The sequence below is a fragment of the Aminobacter sp. AP02 genome (assembly GCF_003148805.1).
In the GTDB taxonomy this organism is placed as follows: Bacteria; Pseudomonadota; Alphaproteobacteria; order Rhizobiales; family Rhizobiaceae; genus Aminobacter.
Genome location: NZ_QGGX01000001.1, coordinates 83,199 through 108,377, shown reverse-complemented (window position 1 = coordinate 108,377; position 25,179 = coordinate 83,199). Strand labels below are relative to the sequence as shown.

Annotated in this window: 9 protein-coding genes; 1 reads left to right on the top strand and 8 read right to left on the bottom strand. The window is 61.1% G+C overall.

What is annotated here, in order from left to right:
• Window positions 1-42: 42 nt before the first annotated feature.
• The 4 genes from C8K44_RS00465 to C8K44_RS00450 form a co-directional block, all read right to left on the bottom strand.
• Window positions 43-1,686 carry an ABC transporter substrate-binding protein gene (locus C8K44_RS00465; RefSeq protein ID WP_109574044.1) on the bottom strand — a complete coding sequence of 548 codons (1,644 nt, stop codon included), beginning with the start codon at window positions 1,684-1,686 and terminating at the stop codon, window positions 43-45.
• A 36-nt stretch (window positions 1,687-1,722) separates the two neighbouring features.
• Entirely contained in the window at window positions 1,723-2,214 is a 492-nt protein-coding gene (locus tag C8K44_RS00460) for a GNAT family N-acetyltransferase (protein ID WP_109573786.1), read from the bottom strand.
• Between the two features lie 69 nt (window positions 2,215-2,283).
• Window positions 2,284-4,305, bottom strand: a complete 2,022-nt coding sequence (locus C8K44_RS00455; RefSeq protein WP_109573785.1) for a family 20 glycosylhydrolase — start codon at window positions 4,303-4,305, stop codon at window positions 2,284-2,286.
• 38 nt (window positions 4,306-4,343) lie between these two features.
• Entirely contained in the window at window positions 4,344-5,858 is a 1,515-nt protein-coding gene (locus C8K44_RS00450; protein WP_109573784.1) for a M81 family metallopeptidase, read from the bottom strand.
• A 566-nt stretch (window positions 5,859-6,424) separates the two neighbouring features.
• On the opposite strand from C8K44_RS00450, the gene C8K44_RS00445 reads away from it, so the two are divergent.
• A complete protein-coding gene (locus tag C8K44_RS00445; RefSeq protein WP_109573783.1) occupies window positions 6,425-7,288 on the top strand; it encodes a MurR/RpiR family transcriptional regulator in 864 nt (287 codons plus the stop codon).
• 224 nt (window positions 7,289-7,512) lie between these two features.
• Here C8K44_RS00445 and C8K44_RS00440 read toward each other — a convergent pair whose 3' ends face one another.
• The 4 genes from C8K44_RS00440 to C8K44_RS00425 form a co-directional block, all read right to left on the bottom strand.
• Window positions 7,513-8,721, bottom strand: a complete 1,209-nt coding sequence (locus tag C8K44_RS00440) for a penicillin-binding protein activator (RefSeq protein ID WP_245417301.1) — start codon at window positions 8,719-8,721, stop codon at window positions 7,513-7,515.
• Window positions 8,722-8,984: 263 nt separating this feature from the next.
• The gene (locus C8K44_RS00435; RefSeq protein WP_109574042.1) at window positions 8,985-9,359 is read right to left on the bottom strand and encodes a hypothetical protein; all 375 of its coding nucleotides are present in this window, start codon (window positions 9,357-9,359) and stop codon (window positions 8,985-8,987) included.
• 89 nt (window positions 9,360-9,448) lie between these two features.
• Window positions 9,449-9,814: a hypothetical protein gene (locus C8K44_RS00430; RefSeq protein WP_109573782.1), complete on the bottom strand. Its 366-nt coding sequence runs from the start codon at window positions 9,812-9,814 to the stop codon at window positions 9,449-9,451.
• A gap of 43 nt (window positions 9,815-9,857) precedes the next feature.
• On the bottom strand, window positions 9,858-25,004 hold the full coding sequence (locus C8K44_RS00425) for a DUF5801 repeats-in-toxin domain-containing protein (RefSeq protein ID WP_109573781.1): 15,147 nt from the start codon (window positions 25,002-25,004) through the stop codon (window positions 9,858-9,860).
• Window positions 25,005-25,179 lie beyond the last annotated feature (175 nt).

Genomic DNA, 25,179 nt, shown 5'->3' with positions numbered 1-25,179 from the left:
GGCGGGGCCGTCTCCGGCCACCGCCAACTCCCTATAGAAAACTCAGTTCACCGGCCGCAGAGCCAGAAGGTTCAGCAGACGTGCAGGATTGTTCCTGGTGATCGACGGATTGGCAAAGGCGTTGTCCTTCGTCGACCAGCCGGTGAAGCGCGTGGTGTTGTACTGATACCAGTTCGGATTGTTGAACACTGGCGCCATCGGCATGTTTTCGGCGACGATGCGCTGCGCCTTGTTCATGGCTTCCTTCTGCTTTTCCAGATCAGCCGTCTGGGTGAATTCCTTCACCAGGTTCTCGACCTCAGGATTGAACCAGCGCTGGGCCGTGAAGCGGGTCTTGCCCTTGTCTGCGGCCGTGAAGGCGCGCTTGTAGGGGTAATAGGGCGAGGCCGACGCCGGCAGGCTGTTGATGGCGCCGTCGAACTTGCCTTCGATCAGGCTCTGGGTCCACACGGCCTCTTCCGGCGTCTCGATCTTGGCGTCGATGCCCACGGCCTTCATGTTGTCGACGGCGATGTTGACCGTGTCGATCCAGTCGGTCCAGCTCGCCGGCACGATGATCGAGAAGGCGATCTTGGTGCCATCGGGATTCTCGCGCATGCCGTCGCCGTCTTTGTCGGCGTAGCCGGCCTCGTCGAGCATGGCCTTGGCCGCAGCCTCGTCATAGGTCGCATACTTGCCGAAATCGGCCTTGATCGATGCATCCGACCAGCTCTTGTAGAGCTCGCCCATCAGGCCCGGATCCTCGTTCAGCGTCGGATAGCCGTAGCCGGCGATGTCGATCATGCCCTTGCGGTCGAGCGCCATGGAGACCGCGCGACGGAAATTGACGTCGGTGAACGCTTTCTTGTTGTTCTCGTTGGCCGTCTCCTGGTTGAAGATAAAGGCCACCATGCTGCTGGGCGAGTACCAGTAATTGAAGTGCTCGGGGTTTTTCGCGACGTAGACCTTCTCTATGTCGGGGATGAAGGAAACGCCCCAGTCCAGCGTGCCGCTGACGGTCGCGGTCAGGATCTGGTTGTTGTCGGCCAGCTGCGGGAAGCGCATGCAGTCGACCTTGAGGGTCTCGGCGTCCCAGTAATGCGGGTTGCGGCACTGGTCGTAGGTCTGGCCGGTGAAGCGTGGCACCTCAGTCATCGGGCCGCTGCCGACGGGCTTTTCGTTGGCATAGGTGACCGGATCGGCGATGTCCTTCCAGACATGCTGCGGAACGATCGGGATCTGCGACAGCGTTTCGGCCGCGAGCGAGCTCGGGTTGTTCAGGGTGAAGCGCACGGTCTGTCCATCGACGGCTTCGACGCTGCCGATCTGCGACCAGATGCTGACGAAGTCGAGCGCGGGGAACTTCTTGAGGAGGTCATAGGTGAACTTGACGTCCTCCGATGTCAGCGGCTGGCCGTCCGACCACTTCAGGCCCGAACGCAGCTTGAAGTCGATGCTCTTGAGGTCGTCGGCCAGCTTGAAGCTCTCGGCCAGGCGGAAAACCGGCTTGTTGCTGTCGAAGCGGTTGAAGACGACCATCGGCTCGTAGATGAAGTCCAGCGTGCTCTGGCGTGCCGAAGCCTGGTTGAACGGGTTGAAGTTGCGGACCCAGGTCGTCGCCGGTTCAATATTGACTGTCAGGATGTTTTCGGCTGCGGCAGGCGCGATGCCGAAAAGAAGCGCTGAGATGGCGGTCAAAGTATGCAATTTCACGTCAATTCCCCTTTCAAGTCGTGTTTGTCGTTAGTGATCCGACGCCGGTTTGGGACGGCGAAGCATGCCTTGGTAGATACCCTTGTCTGGTGCCGGTACCGGGATGGCACCTGCGGCATTGGCGTAGAAATCGGCGGGACCGGCATCGCCGATGATGGCGTAGGCGTACCCATCGGCTTTTAGCGCCTCGAGTGCTGCGGCCAGCAGTGCAACGCCAACACCCCTGCCCCGCGCGTCGAGACTGACGCCGGTCGGTCCGAAAAATCCGCGCGCTACGATGTCGTAGCAGGCAAAGCCCAGTAGCTTGCCGTTCTCGACGGCGACGATGCAGGCGACTGGGTGCCGCGAGAACGCTACCGTCACTTCGCTCGCCCAGTTGTCGCTGAAATGCTCGCGTACCCAATCGACGACGAGAGCCATTTCCGGAGCTAGCGCAGGGCGTATCGAAACGCCCGCCACGTGACGACGCGAACGAAGCTCCTCGAACTTTGCCGAATGGAGACTGACAAGCAGGTCGGGCACTTTGTTCTTCCCCTTGTTGATCTCGGCCCGCCACCACCGACTATGTCGGCGATCGAAAGCCGGCTCTCTCTATTCCCAATGCCCGTAGAGATTGGGCATCAGGCTCGAGGCTGCCGCGAACCTCTCCCATGATTTGCTCGCCCATGGCGTCCAAGCCGTCTCGGCGATTGCCGACAGCCTGGGGAATACCAGGCGGTCGAAGACGCCGCGGTCGGTCATCGACTCGCTCCAGATGCAACCCTGGATGCCCTTGAAGTGCTGCAGCTGTTTTGACGTCCAGCCCTCGACGGGATTGAAATCGTAGGTGTGACGAGGCGAGGGCGAACCCGCCCAGCCAGCACCAGGCTCGTTCCAGTCGGCGGATTGGGCCATGTCTAGGTAGTAGGCCTGCCCTGGAGAAACGACCATGTCGTAGCCCTCTCCGGCCAGGCGGCCGCAGACCGGTACATCGCGCCAGCCGACCAGATAGGATGCGTCCTTGTCGAGCGCCCCGCCATGCGCCGCCTCCTGCCAGCCGCCAGTCTCGCAGCCAAGCGACTTGATCAGTTCGTGGATCTCACGCACGAACGCGCCCTGCAGGATCGAGGTTGTCGCGCCTTCGATGTCGTCGGCGCCGTCATGGTTGGTCAGCGTGTTGGTGAGGCCGGCATGCGAGCGCGCGGCATTGTCGCCGGCAAGCTTGCGCAGCATGTCGAGCGCCATCGGCGAGCCCGACCAGGCGCCCAGCGGCACCTCGTCGGCGCCGATATGCAGCACCTTGGACGGGAACAGCTCCGCGAGCTCGCGGAACACCTCCTTGATGAATGCCACTGCATTCGGCTGTGCAGGATTGATGCAATTGTTGGGCACGCCCTGCACCGAAGCATATTCGCCGGTTTCATCGGGATCGCGCAGTTCGGGCAGCGCCTCGAGCAGCGCGTAGCTATGTCCGGGAATGTCGATCTCCGGGATCACCTCTATGCCATAGGTGCCGGCGAGAGCGACGATCTCGCGCACCTCTGCCTGGGTATAGTACCCACCAGTCGGCTGCGGCCCCGATCCGAGCATCGGCGGCACTGGCAACCCATGGCCACGCCATGCGGCACGCTCGCACAGCTGCGGATAGGCGGTGATTTCGATCCGCCATGCCTCATCGTCGGTGAGGTGCCAATGGAACCGGTTGAGCTTGTTCCATGCCATGATGGCCAGGAAACGCTGGACCTCGCCGCTCGCGTAGAACTGGCGCACGACATCGAGATGACAGCCGCGGAACCCCATACGCGGCGCATCTTCGATGCTGCCGGATGCAGGAAAGCAAAACGATTGGCGATGGCGCTTGGCGCCGCGCAGGATCTGGCCGAGCGTGATCAGGCCGTAGAGATAGCCTGTGGCACTGGCGGCGGCCACAACGACCTCGCGCTCGCTGAAGTCGATGCGGTAGGCCTCGGCAGCGCCCGCGCGCTCGACCAGGCGCACCGGCCGGCCGCCCTGATGAGCCTCGCGCACCAGCCCTTCACCGGGGAAGAGCCGCTGGGTCAGTTCGGCGAACGCCTGGCAGGCCGCGAGCTGCGTCTGCGTTTCTGCCATCAGCGCAAGGCCGTCGGGCGTCTGCCCCGACGCAATCGCCTCAACGCTGCCCGGCCACGGGATGACGGAGATGGGAACCGGCGACGTCGCAGCTTCAGCTAGGATCGCACTGCCACGCTTCGGCGCATTCTCAACGACGGTCGAAACCGTGCGCAAGGTTGCGGCAACCTCGATCGAGCCGTCTGATTTCACGACATAGGCACTGGTCGCGCCGTCGCTCCAGTGGCGCAGCGGATAAGACAGCTGTTGGGCGGTGCATTCCCAAACCGCGCCCGGTTCGAGCACAAAACCAGGAGGGGGGGCTACTTCACTGTGGTTGGAAAAACGGCGGATCAGGCGGCCGTTCTCTATCGCCGCATTTGCCTCGAGCCGTGCCGGCCCGCTGAAGCACAGGATGAAATCTGCAAGCGGCCCGTGGCCCAGATTTGTCAGGCGTAGCTTGTAGATGGGGGCCTTGCCCTCGCCTGCTGGTGTCCAAAAGGTTTCGAAGAGAAGGGAATGTCCCGGTTTGCTAAGCGCAGTCATCTCAGTCTCGTTTTCGAATGATCGTTTTGCCCTGGCCGTCAAAAGGCCGGGAGTTGCTGTGGGCATTCTTGGGCCTTATCGAGTCCCAGCGGGTCGGCTACGCGCGGCCAGATGTCCAGGCTCGCCTTGCGATAAGGCGTCGTTGCCGGATCTGTCGGGTAGGACGTGGGTGCCGCGACATAGACGATCTCGGAGGCGATCGGCTGGAAGCCAGCGTGGAAATGATTGGTCGACTTGACCAGCAGGAAGGCCTTTCCGGTGAAATCGATCCCCTGGTTGGAGAAGATGTCGGGCTCGTAGGTCTGCGTGCGGCTGGTGATCAATAGGATGTCGATGGTCGTACCAAGCGGGCGCACCACGGCCGCATTTCCAAGCGTCACCCGGCTGTTGCGAAAACTCTGCCAGCCGGCCTCGGCGATGGCCATGACCTTGACTCGAAGGTCGAGCGGATCGCCGCCATGCGGACCAGACTTGCCGCCTATCCGCAGGTCGAGGACCGCGCCCTCGCCTGCGGCATGGCAGAAGGATACGGCTATCGGATCCCAGATCGTCGCAACCGCGACGTCTTCGAGACCGCGGGCCAGGATCTGACGCAAGATGTAGGTCGCGTCGCCGGCGACGCCGCCGCCGGGATTGTCCCAGACATCGGCAATGACTGCGGGCAGGTCAGGATGGCTCTTGCGAAGCTGGATAGCCCGGTCGAGACCGGCCTCAGTGTCGAGCATCGGCATCGACGTGCGCTTGCGCAGGCCGTAGAGCTCGTGACCGAGCGACTTCGCCAGCGCGTCGCCATGTGCCCTGTCATTGTCGGTCACCACCACGATGCGTGTTCCCATGTCGGGTACGTCGCCGGCCATGAACCCGTGAATGACCGAAATCGACAGCACACCACCCTTGCCCTCGAGCGTCGTCAGACGGTCGATGAAGGAGCGCATCGGCTCACGGCTTGTTGGATAGATGGTGATCATGCGGCAGTCGAAAGTGGAGATCACCGGCCTGATTTCGCCGCGCAGGGCTCGCAGCGCCAATTCGACGACATGCTCGCCGCGCTGCTCGAAATCGGTGTGCGGGAATTCGAGGAAAGCGGCCATCAGGTCAAGATTGGCGACACGGAGCGCGGTCAGATGGCTGTGCGGGTCGAACTCGGCCGCGACCACAACATCTGGCCCGACAAGCGCGCGTATCCGCAACAAGAAATCGCCCTCGGGATCGTCATAACCCTGGGCGACCATGGCACCATGCAGGCCAAGTACCACGGCATCGACAGGCATGGCTGCCTTCAACTCATCCAGGATCTGGTCGCGCAGCATCTCGTAGGTCTGGCGCTGGATCAGGCCGGCCGGTTCGGCCCAGCAAGATGTTCCCTCGACGACTTCGAATCCCTCCTCGCGACCGCGCCGACGCAGGATTGGCACGACGGAGGAGCAGAGTGTCGGCGTATCGGGATGCTCGCCTGGCTCGGCATAGAATGCCGCCTTGAAAGCGTGGATGTCCGTCGGAACGGGCGAAAACGTGTTGGTTTCCGTTGCCAGCGAGGCTGTGAAGATGCGCATTAACCGACGATCCGAGTGCTTTCGACGAGGCGATATCGGACAGCTCCCCAGGGAGGCCATACCGGCAGCCATGAATGGTTTGATCTTTGCGCGCACGTCACCGCCGCAGGACGCCACAGCGCCACTCGACCCACTGGGGGCATCGCGGCCTTGCAGCATGTCACCTGCGCTCATGCGAGTGCGATTTTGGTGCTTTTCCTCCCTGCACCGCCATGCAGTGTAATTAATTTTCTTAGTACGGCGACTTTCGCGCCCGCGTCAACGAAAATCTGGCCATTTTTCCCAGAATATGTAATTCACTTACGTAAATGAGAAACATCGCCTTGAACCGCTCAACTACCGATCGACGGCGAGAAGGAATGACCAACCCAATAGGGATTGAACGTTTTGTACTTTGATTTCAATTGGATGCTTTCTTCGGCATGGCCACGCCGACGGCCACAGACGAAATCGGGTGGCGTTGATGCGCAAGCCTCCTATGCTATATGAGCAGGGTCGAAAGAAATTCCTTTTCACGATTGAGTCGTGTTGAACCGGCGTACCCGCGTTCGCATTGGAGAGCTTTGATGGACATCTTCCATGCCCTGTCCGACGAGGACGGCAAGCTTTCGGGCCTTGAAAAGAAGCTTGCCCGCCTCGTGCTGGAGGATGTCGATTTCGTCGTCAACTCGTCTATCGGTGAACTGGCCGCCAGGGCCGAGGTGTCGCCGCCCACTGTTACGCGTTTTTGCCGCCGTCTGGGCTGTCAGGGCTATGCGGACTTCAAGGTACAGCTGGCGAAAATGCCCTATGTTGGGCTGCGCTACCTGATGCCCGAGGCCCAGACCGCTACCGCCGAGGAGGTCGCCGAGGACATCATCGCCAAGGCGCAAAACGCCCTGTTCCAGCTACATCGCCAGCTCGATCTCCAGGCTCTGGACAAGGCCGCCCGTCTTCTGCGCGGTGCCGACTTCATCTATGCCTTCGGTGCCAGCGGCAACTCTTCGATGGTCGTCAACGAATTGCACAACAGGCTGTTTCGCCTGGGATGCCGCATCAATTCATCCAACGATCACAGTCTGAACATCATGCTCGCCGCTGCGGCCCAGCCTGGCACCGTTGTGTTTGGTTCGTCCTTCAGCGGCCGCGACCCTGGTCTGGTTCAAAGCCTCGAGCTTTTGCGCAAGCGCGCCGTTCCGACCGTTGTCATCACGCAAAGCAATTCGCCTGTCGCCGCCGCAGCCGACGTAGTGATCACTATCGACCTGCCAGAGGGGAAAAACATCTTTCGGCCGACCTCGACGCGATTTGCCTATCTGGCAGTGATCGACATCCTGGCCAACCTGGTTGCCTATGCGGACCGCAACAAGGCCGCCAGAACGCTCCGTGGCATCAAGGAAGAGCTGGTGCGACGGCGAGACGGCGACGACCGGCAGGTACTGGGCGATTGACGGTGCCCGGCTACAAAAGGCAGGTAGCGAGGACGAATTCGCAGCTCATTTGAAGCTGATGTGCGCGGACGAACGCGCGCCCCGGACGTCAGGCTCTCCTGTGCACTCGTGGTCAATTGGCTGCTTGTTTGCTGGCTGCCTTGAACCGCATCTCTGCGGCGGGCGACATCGATTCATCTACCCCTGCCAACCAACTCCGGCATCACGCGTCGGTGACTTAGACGTCAGAACCCTGACGTCGACTTTTCGACTTGCTTGAGTTTGCCCTTGTCGATGCGAAAAAACGGCATGGCACGTTCGCCAGCCCCGTCGTCCCGAAAGCGGAAGACCCCGGTCGACCCACGAAAGCCCGTCGGGTTCTCGATCACCTGTTTGGTGAAGCCCTTTGGCCCTAGCGCGCTGGCGATGCCGGCGGCAAGAGCGACCGTATCGTAGCCATAAGCTACATTGACGTCGGGTTCATAGCTATAGGTTTTGCGGAAACGATCGGCGATGGGCCCGATTTCGGCACTGTCGAGCGTGGCAATGTGGGCGCCTTGCAAGACCGGATCATCGATGCCGTGCTCGATCCAGCGGTTCGAGCCGACGAGCGCAACGTTCTTGCCGAGCATCCCCTTGGCCCTTAAGGCCGAGACCAGGGGTGCCGGATTGGCGCTGCCGCTGGCGATGACGATCGCCTGCGGATCATTGACCAGCGCCATCATGTCGGCCACCGCTTTCTCGGACCCTCCGGTGGATGGGCCGAATGGCACCGCCACCGCAAGCGTTGCACCGTAGATGCTGAGGCTGTTTGCAACGCGTTTTTCGATGGTCTTGCCGGCCTCGCCTTCCGCCATGAACAGCACGAACTTGCGCGCGCCCTTGGCAGCGATGGCCGCAGCACCGGCCGCGGCGCTATCGGCTTCGTTGAGCCTGACAGAATAGACGCCCGGCGCCCCGGCATAGTTGTCGGCCAAGGCCATGACTAGTGGCCGGTTGGCGCCGGAGATCGTTGCCAGTTGGCGCACCGCGCCGGGCTCCGACGGTCCGATGACGAGCTTGGCGCCCGATGCCAGCGCGCCTGTCGTCAGCTTGCGCGCTCGTCCTTCGTCGCCACCGGTGTCTTCTACCGTCAAAGTCAGCAGATTATCGCCCATGTCGCTCATCGCAAGTGCGGCCGCATCACGCATCTTGCGGCCGCGGTCCCCTGCCGTTCCGCCTGCCGACAGAGGCAGCAGCATCGATACTTTCACCGGCCCCTTGCCGAGCGTTTCGCCAGATCGTGTCGGGCCCGATCTCGCTGTTCCGGCAGTTGCGGTTGTGCTTTCGGTGGCGGTGCCAAGCACGTCCTGGCCTTCAGCGCCTGACTGACAAGCGGTCAGACCGAGCGGCAGCGCCAATACGGCGGCCAGCAATGCGGCATGCCGCAACAAGCGCTGTCCAGATCCTGTCATCATGCCTCCGTTGCTGGGAGCTTGCGCATCGTCTTTGGTCTCATCGCCAAGCATGCAGGCAACCAGTGACAGGCATAGAGCATAAATCTGCGCCGAAAGCGACCAGCCTGCGGCCATCCCGGTTCAGAAACGGCAACGGCCTGGCCGTCGCTAATGAGCGAGCCAGGCGAGATTTATCTTGGCCGGAATTGCTTCACCGCCCGGTGCCCTGGAGCCATCGAGCGACTGGCGTGCGGGCTACTGAACCGCGGCCCTCCACCCGGCTAGTTCATGTATTCCACCATGCGGCTATGGAAGCACTCGCATTTGTTGATGGAGTCCGCGTCGCGATAGTTGGTCCTGAGGTAGCCATAGGCGATGCCGCAGGCGACCTTGGCCTCCGAAGCCCAGACGAAGACCGGGCGCTTCGAGTCGATCCACTGCGAACTGTTGGCGGCAGCAACGGACTCGTCCATCAGCCGGACGACCTCGGTTCTGACTTCGCCGAGGTTGTCATTCAGTGCCAGGTCCGATGTGCTCGCCACTCTGCAGTAGCTCGCTGTCGGCATGTCGATCAGATCGGCCGCCACCGCCTGGCCGGCGAAGGCGAATACGCAAAAGCCGGCAAGAGCCGACCGCATCTTCCAGTTCAAAGCCATTCGATATTCCCTCTCCTGCCCCAGCATCTCGTTGCCAGATGCACCCATTCACGCCCTCACCCGGAAAACCTCGGGTGCATTTCAAAAACTCACAATGTGCCTTGCCCCGACGATCCATCCTCCTCGAAGAGGATTGCTAGGGGAGCCATGGCAGCTAACACGTCCGCCCCGCTGTCATGCGAGGTAACCTCGGCCATCGTCACATCCCCATAGGCAGTCTCGGTGTCAGGAGCCAGCAGCTGCGGTATCAGGTCCGACAACTCGATGACCTCGCCGAACAGAGCGTCGGCGAGGATCTCGCCGAGTGCCGCCTGGTCGGCCATTGGTACCGGCCCAGGCGCAAGCATCGGCAGGTCGAACTCGGGTTCTGAGCTCCACGAACTCATGTTAACGGCAGGGGCCAGCGCCAAAGCGCCGGCCCCTTCGTTGCTTGCATCCGGCCTGTCATCCGTCATCGAAAATCCCGTCTGTCCTTAATCAGGCGCCGTCTGCCAATACTCATACATTATCCGAGTGCTTGGTGCCTGAATTATCTTCGAACAACACCTTCACCGCTTCGTTTACCGCCGTGTAGTTCTCGAGCACGGCAACGGTCTGGAAGCTGTCGCCGCCGCCATCGACATCGACCTTCACTTCCGCATCGGCGCCGTTCTGGACAACGCTGACATAACCTTGCGCGGCAAGGTCGGTGTCAGGCGCAAGCCCGCTCAGCAGCGCGCTGAGATCGAGCTGGTCACCCTTGCCGCCGTCATAATCGGGGATGATGTCGGTGACATTCAGCCCGTCGATGACGAAGGTCTCGCCGGTCGGCTGAGCCTGGTTCGCTTCGCCGAGCACGCCGTCGAGCATGACCTCGACATAGGTTCCCGACGAACCATCGGCATAGTGAACCGTGCCCTCGCCCACCACAGCCTGACCATCGATGAAGTCAGATGACGCCGTCGTGGTGGTGCTGAGACCGGTGATGCCATGGTCGCTGAGATGGGTCAGTTCACCCATCTCGCCAACACCATCGCTATTGGCATCCTGCCAGATCATCAGCTTGGAAAAGGCCTCGTCATTGACGTCGACGATGCCATCGCCGTTGCTGTCGAGCGAAGCCAGTGCCTCGGCACCGCTGGCGAAATGGCCGCCGGCGAAGTCCGGCGTGAAGATCTCGGCACCGCTGTCGATCTTGCCATCGCCGTTGACATCATAAGCCAGGATACCATCGCCGCTGGTGTTCCAGGCCACCTGGTCGGCAACACCGTCGGCGTTGATGTCGAAGCGGATGCCACCGTCGACATTGGAGAACGACATGCCGTTCTTGTCGAGGTCGAGCATGATCGGGTCGGTAGCGCTGGAGTAAACGACAAAGTCAGAGGCCGTAAGCGCGTTCAGACCCGCAAGCGACGTAATGTTGTTAAGCGTTGCCACTTGGACGCGGTTGCTCGCGTTGTCCCAGTCCGTATCGAACCAGATTTCTCCTCTACCGGTGTCCGAATTGAACACAACGACATAAGCGTTCTGCGAATTATTGGCACCAATGCCGGCAGTTATTTGAGCAGTCGTCTGCGCCGTATTCAGCAATATGACGTGATTGTCGTCTGCCCCTTGGATACCGGAAATATCGGCACGTATCTGGAAATCAGTGACATTCAGCGCATTTCCGGCCTGACTTCCGGAAGTTCCAGCAAAATTGACACTCCCGCTGCCTGTCGACCCGGTATCAAGGAAACCAATCTTATCCGTTCCAGCAGCAAAGTCTGCGATCGTATCTTTACCGGTATTGGTCGCCAAGCGGAACTGATCGGCTCCACTACCGCCGGTCAAGGTGTCGTCACCGCCGCCGCCGCTAATGATATCGGCAGCAGAACCGCCCGTAATTGTATCAGCATTCGTCGAGCCGATGATCTTGAGAACCTCGGACTGATTTGCGAGGTTGATTGTAACACCCGCAGCCGCGCCAGCGGCCGAGACCGTCTCAACACCCATCAGCCCTCCATCTCCAAGGCTATTCAACCCTGTTGAGGTCGAGCTCAGAACCAGGACGTCCGCAGAACCGGCACCAAGGTCAATTTTAGTGGCCCCGCTTGCAACCAGCGTATTGAATTGCGCGCCGGTCAACGTAAGCGTTTCATTGCCGCTGGTGCCGATGAAGTTGATCGTTTCCACACCGGCCAATGTTGGTATCGCGGCGAAATTCACCGAACCGCTTACCTGAATGTTCAGGGTGTCCGTGCCAGCCCCAAGATCGATGCTTGAGAACGCAGCGAACTGCAGCGCAGTCATCGTAACGCTGTTGGCGTTGTTGCCGACAGCCTTGAAGTTTTCCACGCCGTTGATCGTCACGCCGGTCAGGTCGATCGCAGTCGCATCCGTGACCGTGATCGTGTCCGCGCCACCGCCAAGATTCATCGACTTGGTGGTGCCCGAGCCAACCAGCGCCATCAGTTGCGCGCCGGTTAGAGTAAGACTGTCTGCTCCAGCGGTGCCAACGATGTTACGAGTTTCCACGCCTGCAATGCTGGTCGATGTCGCTCCCGAAATGTCGACAGCCCCATTTACCTGCACGTTCAGAGTGTCGGTCCCACCTGCGAGATCCACACTGTGGAACGCCGCCCATTGCAGCGCAGACATCGTAACGACATCGGCCCCGCTGCTGCCGGTCAGCGCTTCGACATTGGTCACCGTGCCAGCGGTGAAATCCACCGTGGTCGCGTTGGTCAGGACGATCGTGTCGCCGTCGGCGCCGCCATCGATAGATTCGCCGGAAACGAACTCGCCATTGGCAAGGCGGAACGTATCGGCGCCGGTGCCACCTGTCATGGTGTCCTTGCCGGTTCCACCGGTGATGATGTCGTTGCCGGCACCGCCGTCAATAACGTCATTGCCTTCCTGGCCGTAGATGATGTCCAGCCCATTGCCACCGGTAATCGTGTCGTTGCCACCTGACCGACCGCTCTCTTTCGACAGCGCTTCATGGTTCGCTGCGAGGTAAGCTAGCGTGTCGGCACGGGTCCAATCCGCTCCATTGCCAGCAGGGTCGAGCGTCTCGTTGTTCGACCGGTTCTCCAGTGCCTGGAACACCGCCCAACCGGAACCTGCTGGAAGATTGACACCAAGCTGGATCGCCAAGCCGTCAGTGTTCGGCACATCGCCAAAGATCAGATCGTTGCCGTCACCGCCATTGATCGTGTCATTGCCCGCTGCCGCGAGTTCGGTGGAACCGCCGAGAACAGTGAGGGCAGCCGCAAGTTGTGCTGCGGAAGTCGCATTGGTTGCAGCGCCCGTGCCGCCACTTGCGTTGCCATCCTCGATGTCGCTCAGACGCCCGAGCAGAGTGCCGTTGACCGAGATACCGATGGCCTCGATGCTGTAGCCCTTCGAGATGATCCGCTGAGGTTCATTGGTTCCGTCCGAGCCCAAAACTTGGCTCTGGGCATCCGCAACGTTGCTGGCCCCCTCGCCACCATCGCCGTCAAGGTCGCCATCTGAGTCATACCAATAAGTAGGATTGCCATCGGAAACGAATACAACCTTCTTGAGGTCGGCAGTGGTTAGCCCGCTGCCGCCATCGATCCAGTTGTAGGCGGACTGCAAGCCGGCTTCATAGTTGGTGCCGCCGCCAGCCGTCATTGCATCAACGGCTGCCTTGGCAGCTGTGACCGCTGCTGTCTGCACCACGCCATTGACGACGAGGTTGAAGGTCCCGCGGTTGGTCGCATTGGTGTCGAAGTCAATGACTGTAATGCGAATGTTCTGCGCGCCCGAAGCCGCAAGATTGTCGATGAGCGCCTTGGTGCCATCCTTGAGAGCCTGCATGCGGGAAATGGTGCTGCCACCGAAGGCAATCTGGTCCGTCATACTTCCCGAGGAGTCGAGCACTAAAGCAATGCTTGCGCTTTGCCCCTGGGTGATGTTCACAGCACCGGGATCGCCGATAATCGTGTCATCGGCAGACCCGCCCTGGAGTACGCCATCCGCAGGACCTTGCGGGCTCGGCACGGTGTGGTCTGTAGGCTGACCAGTGTTGTCACCGTCGTTCGAGCCAACCAGCAACAGCGGGCTAGCAACGTTGGTGACCGTTATGGTCTGTGTTGCTTCCGATATGTCACCATCGCCGTCGGTAATGCGATAGATGAAGCTAACGTTCTGATCCGAGTTGCTGGCGTTGATATTGGGGTCGAATGACCAAGCTCCGTCGCCTGCGATCGAATAGGTGCCTTGTCCGCCAAGCGGCGTGAATGTTGAACCACCAGCGGCAACGGTCTGCCACGTTGTACCGCCATCGAAGGAAACGTGCGTCACAGAAGCACCATCGGCACCTCGGACGTCGTTCAGCAACAGATTCTCGCCTGTCGTTGAACCTGCGGTTTCAAGAACGGTCATCGCCGCGCCGGCATTCGCCGTTGGAACGTCGTCGACAACACTGACCGTGATCGACCCGGTCTTGGTATTACCGTTGGCATCCGTCACCGTGTAGGTGAAGTTCTCCAGGCCCGAGACCGTGTTGGCACCATTGTTGGCGTTTGTGCCGGTGACCGGCGACGTCAGGGTGTAGATGTAGCTGCCGTCGGCATTGATCTTGATCGTGCCGTAGGTGCCGACGATCGTCTGCGCCGTGTAGACCAGGCCGCCAGCCGTGCTCGTTGCATTGAGCTGGTTGGTGGCGTCGGTCTCATTGGTCGAACCCGGCAACGAACCCGTCACCGTGCCCGAAGCCAGATCCGAACCGTCCTTGCCCAGATCAAGCGCGTTCTCATAGACCGTCACATCCGAATCCGCCGGGGCTGCAATGCCGCTGTCCGACAGATTGATCGTCAGTGTTGTCGTTGACAGGTCGCCGTCGCCATCCTTGATCGTGTAGACAAACACGTCCGTCGCACCGGCAGGTGCTACCACGTTCGGATTGCCGTCATACGAATAGGTGCCGTTCGCCTGCAGCGTCAGCGTGCCGAAGGAGCCGGTGATCGTGGTGTTGATGCCTGAGGTCACCGCCGTCGTGGTGTCGCCACCCGAGGCGCGAACACCAACAACACCGCCGCCAGCCGCCGCACCATCGGCGCCAAACACGTCAGCCGTGCCATCGGTCAGCACATTGCCAGTGACAACGCCACCTTCGATGACCGAGTTGGTGTTGGCATTCGCCGTTGGAACGTCGTCGACAACACTGACCGTGATCGACCCGGTCTTGGTATTACCGTTGGCATCCGTCACCGTGTAGGTGAAGTTCTCCAGGCCCGAGACCGTGTTGGCACCATTGTTGGCGTTTGTGCCGGTGACCGGCGACGTCAGGGTGTAGATGTAGCTGCCGTCGGCATTGATCTTGATCGTGCCGTAGGTGCCGACGATCGTCTGCGCCGTGTAGACCAGGCCGCCAGCCGTGCTCGTTGCATTGAGCTGGTTGGTGGCGTCGGTCTCATTGGTCGAACCCGGCAACGAACCCGTCACCGTGCCCGAAGCCAGATCCGAACCGTCCTTGCCCAGATCAAGCGCGTTCTCATAGACCGTCACATCCGAATCCGCCGGGGCTGCAATGCCGCTGTCCGACAGATTGATCGTCAGTGTTGTCGTTGACAGGTCGCCGTCGCCATCCTTGATCGTGTAGACAAACACGTCCGTCGCACCGGCAGGTGCTACCACGTTCGGATTGCCGTCATACGAATAGGTGCCGTTCGCCTGCAGCGTCAGCGTGCCGAAGGAGCCGGTGATCGTGGTGTTGATGCCTGAGGTCACCGCCGTCGTGGTGTCGCCACCCGAGGCGCGAACACCAACAACACCGCCGCCAGCCGCCGCACCATCGGCGCCAAACACGTCAGCCGTGCCATCGGTCAGCACATTGCCAGTGACAACGCCACCTTCGATGACCGAGTTGGTGTTGGCATTCGCCGTTGGAACGTCGTCATTAAACTCGATATTCAACGTACCAGTCGCTATATCGGCTGCAGATGTGTCTGCGTCGGAGTCGCCAACCGTGTAGTTGAGACCCGGCACGACGCTGTTACTGGCTTCGGTGTTATCTGCGGCCGCGTGCAGCACGTTGTCGACGAGCGTTACCTTGTATGCGCCGGTTGACGGATTGGTGATCTGTACGTTGAAAAGCTCCGTTCCCGGGCGGCTCCCGCCTACGGTCCTAGCCGTGAGAGTGTTGCTGCCGGCATTCCAGCTATAGGTGACAGTCTCCGAGCCAACCTGGCCGCTCTGCCCGGCCATCCCGGCAAAGCTGTAGGCCAACGCACCGTTGCCGCCGCCACCCGGCAGCGTGCCGGTAAAGGTAGCTTCATTGTTGTCGGTATCGGGCGAGACAACGACGTCGCCGGTCCCGGCTGCGGAGTTGGCGCCGAGCAAGCCATCGTCATCGACCGCAGCAAAAGCGGTTCCTGCCGTCGGAACAAGATCGCTTTCCTTGACCGCGAAGACAACCGCGTTCTGTGCAAGGCCGATGGTGTCGCCATCGCCATCGCGAGCGGTGATGAACTGGCTGAAATCGAGGTTGAGCTGGCTCGCGCCGCCATGGTCGAGCGGTGCAAAGAGCGTGAGCACGGCCTTGCCGTGGACGATCTCCAGTTCAAAGACTTTGGCGTTGTCCGAGGTGTAGCCGGTAAGCTTGCTGCCGTCCGACTTAATCTGGACTTCCTTGCCACCGGAGTTGATCGAACCGAAGTCCTGAGCCGCGAAGGACTTGAGCTGGAAAGCACCACCGGCATGCGCGCCATCCTCGCCGAAATTGACCAGCGGCGACAGGTCGATATTGGCGGTCGTCAGCTGAGATGGTGTTACACTGACCTGACCCAGCTCCAGATTGTCGAGAATGATACGGCCCTGGAAGCCCGCCGGATTCGGCGGAACGATCTCAAGCTTGGATAATATGACGCCATCCAGGACAGTGCCGGTTGCGTCGAACACGCTCGTTGGCGTTACGCCTGGTGTCGCGTTGGACTGAACCGTCAAAGTGACAGGGGCCAGCGCATTGCCATTCGCATCAAATCCAATCAACGTGACCTGCGACAGGCCGGCATTGGAGCCATCCAGACCGATTGCAGCGCTTTCGATGGTAAATGTCTTGCCGGCAGCTGCCGTGAAGATCATCGATTGGCCGGCCCCGGCTGTCTGCAAAGTGAATCCGTTGCCTGCGATGACGACGATCGTGCCGGCGTTCGTGGTGAGATTGGGAATGTTGGGTGCTTGGTTGAGCTCGGCGAGGCCGAACCCATAGGTCTGTACCTGAACCGAAACCGCACCCGACCCCGGCTCTTCCATGACCGTCGCGGCCGGCACCGAGGTGACTGCCTCCGGCGTATCATCATCGACATTGACGTTGATCGCGCCCGTCTCCTTGTCGCCGTCGCCATCGGTGATGGTGAAGCCGAAGTTCAGCGACAGGTTGTTTTCAAACGAGGTTCCCTGTGCGGGCGCCTCGTGTACCAACGGCTGCAGCATGGTCAAGGTGTAGTTGCCGGAAGCATCAATGGTCAAAGTGTAGACCTTGACCAAGCCAACGCCAGGCACGTCGATAGTGCCGGTCAGCGTTCCGCCTGCGCCATTGGCCACCCATGTCTGGCCGGTAACCGCATACTGGGTGCCGACATGAGTTGTCGGGTCGACATAGATGGCCTTCAGGCCTGCAATACCCGTCGCGTCGATCGACTTGAGACCATCGCTGCCAGCATCGAAGAATATCTTGCCCTTCGCGACGCTGCCAGAGCCGTCATCGCCGGGGCCGCCCTGGTTGCCAACAACCTGGCCAAGCGCATCCTCGTCGTCAAGATTGGCGCTGTAGACAGCCTTGAGGCTGACGCTGTCGAGCAGGGCGCCAAGCTCGTTTTGGCTACCGGTGCCAACGAACTGCAGCACCGCGCCAGGTCCGCTCGCCGTGACGTTGATGGTGAAATGCTGCCAGGTGTTGGCGGGATAGCTGTTGTTTGCGGGGATCTCGAAGACGAGCTTGCCATCGAACCAGACCTGCATGCCGCTGGAGCCTGCACCCTCACCGCCACGCGGCGAATAGGCAAAGCTCAGTTGGTAGGTCTGGCCGGCTTCGGTGCCTGCAATCGTCTGTTGAACAGTAGCGTTGGTATTCTGGACGGGAACGACCTCGGCATTGCCGTTGCTCTGGGTGTCGCCATCAAGCTCGACCAATGCGTTGCCCTGGCCGTCGGCGCCAAGGCCGCCAGCACCCCCGGTCTGGATCTCAAACGGAACATTGTTTGCGCCCATGGTCCATCCGGAAATCTGCGAATAGATTTCCCAGTTGGAGCCGGTCAGCCCGTGGCCGTCCTCGAAGCTGCCGTTGACGACCAGTTCATTGCCGAGCGTCGGAGCAGACGGAACGACAGACGTCACCTTCGGGCCGTCGTCCTCGAACAGCACGCGGCCGGAAACATCGGCGCTGCCGGATGCAGTGTCGCCGTCGCCATCGGTCGCGGTGACCTTCACCGAAATGGTGTTGGCGGCAAGTGTGACGCCTTCATCTTGGCTGTTCGTATCGGGGTGATAAAGCGACACATACTGAGCGATCGTGAGGATGCCAGTGGCGGCGTTGACATGCAGGGCAAAGGCGACCTTGTCGTCCTTGCTGATGCCGTTGTTGTCCGCGTCATAGACGCCAACGATCAGACCGGCGGCATTCTTGTAGAGGACAATGTTCTGGCCCTCGGTGGTCTTCAGGCCGGAAGCGACGCCGTTGTCGTTGGCGAGCTCGAGGGCATAGACCAGCGAGTTCGTCGCTGCCGCGCCGTCGGCGCCGAAAGCGGCAACTGCGCCGACGATCGAGCTGGTACCCTGGGCAAACTGCACCTGGGGCATATCCGCGTCCGAGCCACCATTGACGCTGCTGAACAGGTTAGACACGCCGCCCGCCACCACTTCATTAGAAGCCGGATCTATGCCCTTGGTCTCGTCGATGACGATGACGTCGTTGAGCTTGACGTTGCCGAGGAAGGTGCCGGTGTTGTCGCCTGCTGCGCCGATTTCACGGAATTCAAGAGTGTTGTTGCCGCCGAGCGCAGGCACGTTGATCATGATGGTCTGCATCACGCCCGACGTCGGCGTGTAGGTGCCGACGACCTGGCCGTTCCAGATAACTTCCAGCTTGGCGCTGCCAGCAGCAGCGTCGTTGGCCGCGCCGATCTCGAAGGACAGGCCATAGCTTTCGCCAGCAGTCAGGCCGCTAATCGTTTGCGACAGCTGGATATTTCCAGGCGTCGCTTCCATGTCGACCATGACCGAGTTGGTCGGGCTGTCGGAACCGCGATAGCCGTCGCCTACCTTCTCCAGAACCACGGTACCCGCGCCCTGAACCGGCGAAGCGGTAATGCTCCATGCGCCAGCGGTGCCGGAGGTGTTGATGCCGCTGCCCGTGCCCCAGGCGCCGTTGTTGTCCTGGAAGCCGGAGAAGAACAGACCGTTGGCCACCGACTGCGGCGAGGTGACGGTCAAGGTCGGGCCGTCATCCTCGAACTTGATCAGGTTGCCGACATTGACCGTGGCGCTGACAGTATCGCCGTCGCCGTCCTTGGCGGTCAGGACAACCTGGATATTGTCCGCCGAAAGCGAAATCGACTCGTCATGGCTCGAGCCGCCGGTCGGGTGCTTCAACGAGACATACTGGACCAGCGTGACTTCGCCGGTCGCCGGATCGATGTGGATCGCAAAGGCTGCCGGTTCGTCGGAACCGCTGCCGTCAGGGTTGTTGTTGCCACCGACTTCGTAGCGGCCGACAATCAGGTTGCCCTGCTGGAACAGCTCGATGTTGCGGCCGTCCGTCGTCTGCAGGTTGGTGAGAGCCGAACCGATCTGGATCTTGTAGGTCAGATCGTTGGCCACAGCCTTGCCGTCGGTTCCGTAGTCGACAACAGCCGTGACAATCGCGCCCTGCGACCGGGCATAGCCGATCGCCGGATCGAAGGCATTGTTGACGTCCGGATCGTTGCCCTTGAACGTGACCGCTGAAAACAGGCTGGCGTAGTTGGTATTGGTGTCGTTGCCGCCGTCATTGCCCGACGTTTCGTCGTGCACGACGCCGCCGCCGAACGCGGTCGACAGGATCTGCGGGCCGTCGTCCTCGACGCGGACGATCGACTTGCCGTCGTCGACGACGGTGACGGTGTGCGTGTCGGTGTGGCTGTCGCCGTCCTTGTCGGTCGCGGTGACCGTCAGCGAGATGCCGAGGCTGGCGTCGTCATCTTCGAGCAGCATCGAGCGGACGTCGTCCGGATCGCTGGTGCCGGTGTGGTTGACGGGCAGGTACTGGGTGACGGTGAACTGCGGATCGGCAGCCGAACCGGTCAGCTCAATGCGGATCGCGACATAGTCGTCGCCGGTGCCCGGCGTGTCGTGGCCGATCTTGCCGATGATGACGGTGTCCGAGACCTTGTAGAGCCAGATCGTGCGGTTGTCGGATGACATGGAGCCAAGCGGCGTTCCGCCAGCGGCGGTAACAACCATGTTCGTCTCGACGCCCGTGGCAGAGCCATTGGCGAGCGGATTGCCCCTGTTGTCGTTGAGAACAAGCGCAAAGGTCTTGGTCAGTGACTGAAGGCCATCGGAGCCGGCGTCGACATTGACGTTGAACAGTTCGGCAACGGAGGTGCCGCCGGCCGAGGTCGGGGTCGATGCCTGGCCGATGCCGACAGCGGCGGCCGGATTGGTCGTCAGCGACCATTCGGTGTTGGCGGTGTTGTCGTCCGGGTTGCCGCCGGGAGTGGTTTCGTCGAGCGTCAGGCGGATGTCGCTGTAGTCGTTGCGGCTGTCGGCCTTCACGTCAACGGTCGGGCCGTCGTCGAGGAAGCGGATGTGACCGCCGATATCGACTTCGGCCGAACGGGTGTCACCGTCGGAATCGGTAATCGTATAAACGGCCTTAATTGCGCCGGTGGCAATCGATTCCTGGATCGGCGCAGCACCTTCCGTCGGGCTGGCGTCGTTGCCGGGCAGGCCGTTGTCGTTGTGCTCGTTGGAGTCGCCGCGGTCATCGTGCCTGATCGACAGGTACTGCGCGACGCTGATCTCGCCGCCCTGCTCGATGGCGATCGCGAACGCAATGGTGCCGTTTGCACCGCCGATGCGGCCGACAACCAGACCGCTGGCGGTCTTGTACAGCAGGATTTCCTGGCCTTCGGTCGTGAACAGGCCGGACGACGTGCCGTCTGTCACCTTGAGCGTCAAAGAGGCCGAGGCAGCAGGCGAATCCGCACCGACTTCCGAACCATTCGTCGACACGATGGGCGAACCGTCACGGGCATAGCCGATGACCGGCTTGCCGCTCAGACCGCTGACACCATCGACGTCAGGATCGTCGCCGGTCTGGCCCGAATTCTCGAGCGCCGCAAACAGCGCACGCACCGAGGACGGCAGGAAGAGCGAATTGGTATCGTCGGCGCCATTGCTGTTTTGCGTGCCGGCGGTTTCGTCGTGAACGACATACTCGCCGTTGTTCAGACGGATTTCGGGCTCCGGAACGTCGTCCAGGACCTTGATCTGGAAGTTCGAACCGAGCGAAACCCAGTCGCCATCGCCGTCCTTGGCGATGATCCAGTCGCCGAACGGCAGATGGTCGATGCTGGTCGTGCCATCGCCGGTACGGATGTCGAAGTTCTCACCGTCGCCGGCCTTGTGGATCAGTTCGTCATAGAGACGGAATTCGTACTGGCCGGTCTTGGTGTTGAGGCGCAGCTCGAACACAGGATTGGAGGAGTTACCGAAGGAATTCGGCGAGTCCGGCTCGGTCGCCCTGAACGTGACCCAATCGCCAGACGTGGAGGTGGCGTAGGTCAGCTTGAGGCCGTTCGGGCCATCGCCGTTTGCCGATTCCTTGGAATAGAGGCCCAGCTGGGTGAAGTACTCCACCATGCCAGCCTTGAATTCGAAGGTCAGCGGGTTGTCGGCGCCGGCGTTGACCAGGGCAGCCAGCGAACCGCTGGTGTAGGCCGGATCGTTCGGGCCAGGCTGGTTGTTCGTATAGGAATTGTCGCCGTCGTTCTCCGGATCGGCCTGGCCCTGGCCATGCGGGCTTGTGCCCTGCGACCACGAGCTGTCGATATCGTCTTCGTTGACAATCTTGATCTCGGTACCGCCGGTCAGCTTCGGACCATCGTCCTCGAAGGAGATCTTGTTGCCGATATTGATCGACTTTTCGACCGTGTCGCCGTCATTGTCCTTGGCGGTCAGCACAACCTCGACGAGGTTGTTCAGGTTGATCGGCTCGTCGTGCGAACCGTTCGAGCCGTCGCCTGCCGTCGGGTGCTGTAGCGACATATACTGGGCAATGCTAACGCCGCCGAGGTCGTCAACCGCGACCGCGAATGCCACTGCGCCGTTTTCGCCGCCGACGCGGCCAACGATCAGACCGTCTTCGACGTAGAGGAAGATGCTGGCGCCAGCAGTGGTCTTGAGGCCGGAATCCTGGCCCTGGCCGCCGACAACGCGAAGCGTGATGTCCAGAACGATAGGCTCGTCTGCGCCCTGCGAGAGCGGAACGGTACCGTAGGCGAACATGAGGCCTTCGCGGGCATAGCCCATCGCCGAAATGCCTTCACTGCCTTCCAACGAGCCAAACTGGCCAGCGACGAACAGGCTGGTGGTGTCATCGCCTTGGAGACCAGCCGTCTCATCGTGGACGACCGAACCGCCAAGCGAGGTCAGGAAAATCTGCGGGATGTCGTCGGTGACGGTGACATTGACCTTGCCGCCGAGGACGACGCTGTCGCCATCGCCGTCAGTCGCCTTGATGACCGAACCGAAGTCGATGGAAGGCACCGAGCCGTTGCCGGCCTTAAGTGCGGTGTTTTCATCGGCGGTGCCGGCGGGCGGCGCGACGTGGTCGAGCTGGTCGAACAGCTTGAAAGTGAAGTTGCCGCTGTTGGAGTTGACCGACAGCGAGAAGACCGTCCGATCCTGAAGCGGATTGTAGCTGCCGTTGCCGTTGTCGGCGTAGGCGATCAGGTTGCCGCCGAAGTAGGCGTAGCTCAGGGTAACGCCCTTCGACTGCAGGCCAATCGCAGCCATGTCGGTAAGCGCGGTCGACGTGAAGCCATAGGCGCCGCTTGCCGCCGGGCCGTCGGCGCCGAAATTGACGACTGCCGAAAGAGAACCGGTGGCCGACGCGCCGCCGCCCAGGAAGATCGAATCCGTGCTCGAACCGTCGCCGGTGCCGTCGTTCGGCGAAGACCCCTGCGACTGCAGGTTCGCGATGTCGTCCTCGTCGACCATGATGGCCGCGTTGCCGTCCTTGATCGACGGACCGTCGTCCTTGAATACAAGGTTGTCGCCGATGTTCAGCGTCGCCGAATTGCTGTCGCCGTCCTTATCGGTGATCGTCGCGGTCAGCTTGATGAGGCTCTGCGCGATGCTGACGGACTCATCGTGATTGTTGACGTCCGCGTGCTTGACGGCACGGATCTGGTCGAGCGTGACGTCACCGTTGGCGTCGACCTTGACAGTGAAGACGAGCACCCCGCCGGTGGTCTTGCCCTCGACGGTGGTGCCGTTCATGCTGAGCACGACCTGCTGGCCGGTCGCGGTGTCGACGAGGCCGGCATTGCCGGCGACGACGCTCAGCGCATAGGTGATGGACTGCAGGCCGTCTGCGCCTGCAGAACTGATGAAGCTGCCGGCGAAGGAAGCCGTGGCATTGGTGCCGAGAACAGTCTCGTCGACCGTCAGCGTGGGGCCTTCGCCGTTGCCTGCGATCGTCGGGGTGTCGTCGTCGACGTTGATCTGCAACGTGCCGTTGGCAGTGTCGCCGTCATTGTCGGTGACCTGGTAGGTCAGCGTGAAGTTCTGGTTGTTCTCGTTGTCACCCGCCGCATGCATGATCGGCGCGTTCTGCGTCACGGTGTAGGCGCCGGTGGCGCTATCGAGCGTGATGGTGAGGACCTTGGTCCCGTTCTGGAAGACTTCCAGCGAGCCATTGGCGCCGGGCTTGTATTCGAAACCGGCCGGCGCACCATTGGTCAGCCAGGCGATCGAGCCGCCGTCAGCGCCGAAATTGTGACCAAGCGTGCCCGAGACGTTGGAGTTGTCGACATCGTCGTTCACGCCACCGACGTTGCCGCCCAGGGCGTCGTCGTCGAGAAGGACGACTTTGTTTTCCGAAACCTTCGGGCCGTCATCCTCGAATATGATCGCGCCGCCAATCTGTGCACCGCCCGAGACGCTGTCATTGTCGAAATCGGTGATTGTCACCGATGCATTGACGAGCCCGGCAAGATTCAACTGGTCATTGTGCGACGCTGGCGTGGAACCATCGGTGTTGTGCTCGAGCGGAACGTTCTGTGTGACAGTCAACGACCCGTCCGCGTTGATCTTGACGGTAAAGGCGGTTTGCGTGCCACCATTTTCAAAAGTACCGGTGATCGTGGTCGAGTTGGTCTGCACGAGCGTGATGGGGAAGTCGCCAATCGCCGTCTTCAGGCCCGAATTGGTATTGCCCGAAAGCGTAAGGGCGTAGACAACGCCGCCGCCAGCCGCTGCACCGTCGGCGCCGAAGGTCGAACTGAAAGAGAGAATCGAGCCGGCGCTGGTGACATTGATCGGGAAACCGCTTGGGGTTCCTGCGATCGTTTCGTCGAGAATAGCGGTTGCGCCGAGACGGACGCCCGAAATTTCAGGGCTGTCGTCCTCAACCTGAAGCGTCACATTCGCTGTCGCCGAACCGCCGAACGGATCCTTGACCGTAACCGGTACGACAATCCCGACGACATCTTCGATACCAGAACTCGGGTGGTCGATCGGCCCCAGGATCTCGACCTGGAAACTGCCTGCCTTCGCGTCGGCTATGGTGAAGCGAACCACGACCTCGTCTCCCACCCTGCCCTCGAGCAGGTTGGGGCTGACTAGAGTCCACACGACGGCAGCGCCATGCGATGTAATGCCTGCATTGGCCACAGGGTCAGGCAGACCAAGGCTATAGGTAAGCGGATCGCCATTGCTGTCGGTCGCGCCGAAATTGCCGGTGAACACGCGCTCATTGGTGGTGTCGAAGGGATTCGGACCATTGTCGCGATTGCCTCCGCTCAGCCCCTCTTCGGACAGGCGGATCGAAAAGCCCGTGAATTCGGGATCGGCATTGAGACCTGCAACAAGCTCGCGTCCCTCATACTGAGGGAACATCAGTGCCGTTGGCGGCAGCAGATCGGACAGGTCGAACCCGTTGCCGATGCCGCCCGCCTGGATCTCGAAATTACCGCCAGAACCTTGCGCAGAGCCACCGCCGGCCGCGATGGAGCCGTCGGCACCGAACGCGACGTTGATGCCGCCGGCTTCAAGGGCTGCGATCAGGGCAACGCGCGGCACCTCGACATCGCCAAGCAGGAAGGTCGGTACATTGGCAGCAGCGTCCTTGATGACGATGAGCGTGCCGTCGGCCTGCTCGAGCACCAGGTTGTTGCCGTCGACCTTGATGTTGTCGATGGAGATGTTGGCCGGCAGATGCACGACATTTGAAGCGTCCGCGACAAATTCCGAAGGCGTGGCCTGCAAAGGCGCAACAGCAGCGGGTTGTACTGCTTGCACCGGCTGGCCAGAACCCGCATCGACGGGAACCGGGTCGGCTGCCTGCGCCATAATCTGGTCCTGAACCGCGGGTTGCGCCGCGCCCTCTGGCAGGGCTGCGTTCTCAGCCGCGGAAGCAGACAGATTTTCAAACTCAACAGAGGTCGCCATAGCCCATCCCCAAATCTTAATTTAGCGGCACTGAAACAATGGCCAGCGGGCAAACACAACCGTGACGAGAACCGGAATGCATATCCCGATATGTCACTCCCTCGAAAAGTTTTCGATTGGTTAATTGCCAGAGAAATCGCAGATGCATTTTGCAAGTAATCCGATGCAAATTCTT

What these genes read in the sequence shown, in the direction of transcription:
- C8K44_RS00455 (WP_109573785.1), bottom strand. Translation starts at nt 4,305, where the DNA reads ATGACTGCGCTTAGCAAACCGGGACATTCCCTTCTCTTCGAAACCTTT.
- C8K44_RS00450 (WP_109573784.1), bottom strand. Translation starts at nt 5,858, where the DNA reads ATGCGCATCTTCACAGCCTCGCTGGCAACGGAAACCAACACGTTTTCG.
- C8K44_RS00445 (WP_109573783.1), top strand. Translation starts at nt 6,425, where the DNA reads ATGGACATCTTCCATGCCCTGTCCGACGAGGACGGCAAGCTTTCGGGC.
- C8K44_RS00440 (WP_245417301.1), bottom strand. Translation starts at nt 8,721, where the DNA reads ATGACAGGATCTGGACAGCGCTTGTTGCGGCATGCCGCATTGCTGGCC.
- C8K44_RS00435 (WP_109574042.1), bottom strand. Translation starts at nt 9,359, where the DNA reads ATGGCTTTGAACTGGAAGATGCGGTCGGCTCTTGCCGGCTTTTGCGTA.
- C8K44_RS00430 (WP_109573782.1), bottom strand. Translation starts at nt 9,814, where the DNA reads ATGACGGATGACAGGCCGGATGCAAGCAACGAAGGGGCCGGCGCTTTG.
- C8K44_RS00425 (WP_109573781.1), bottom strand. Translation starts at nt 25,004, where the DNA reads ATGGCGACCTCTGTTGAGTTTGAAAATCTGTCTGCTTCCGCGGCTGAG.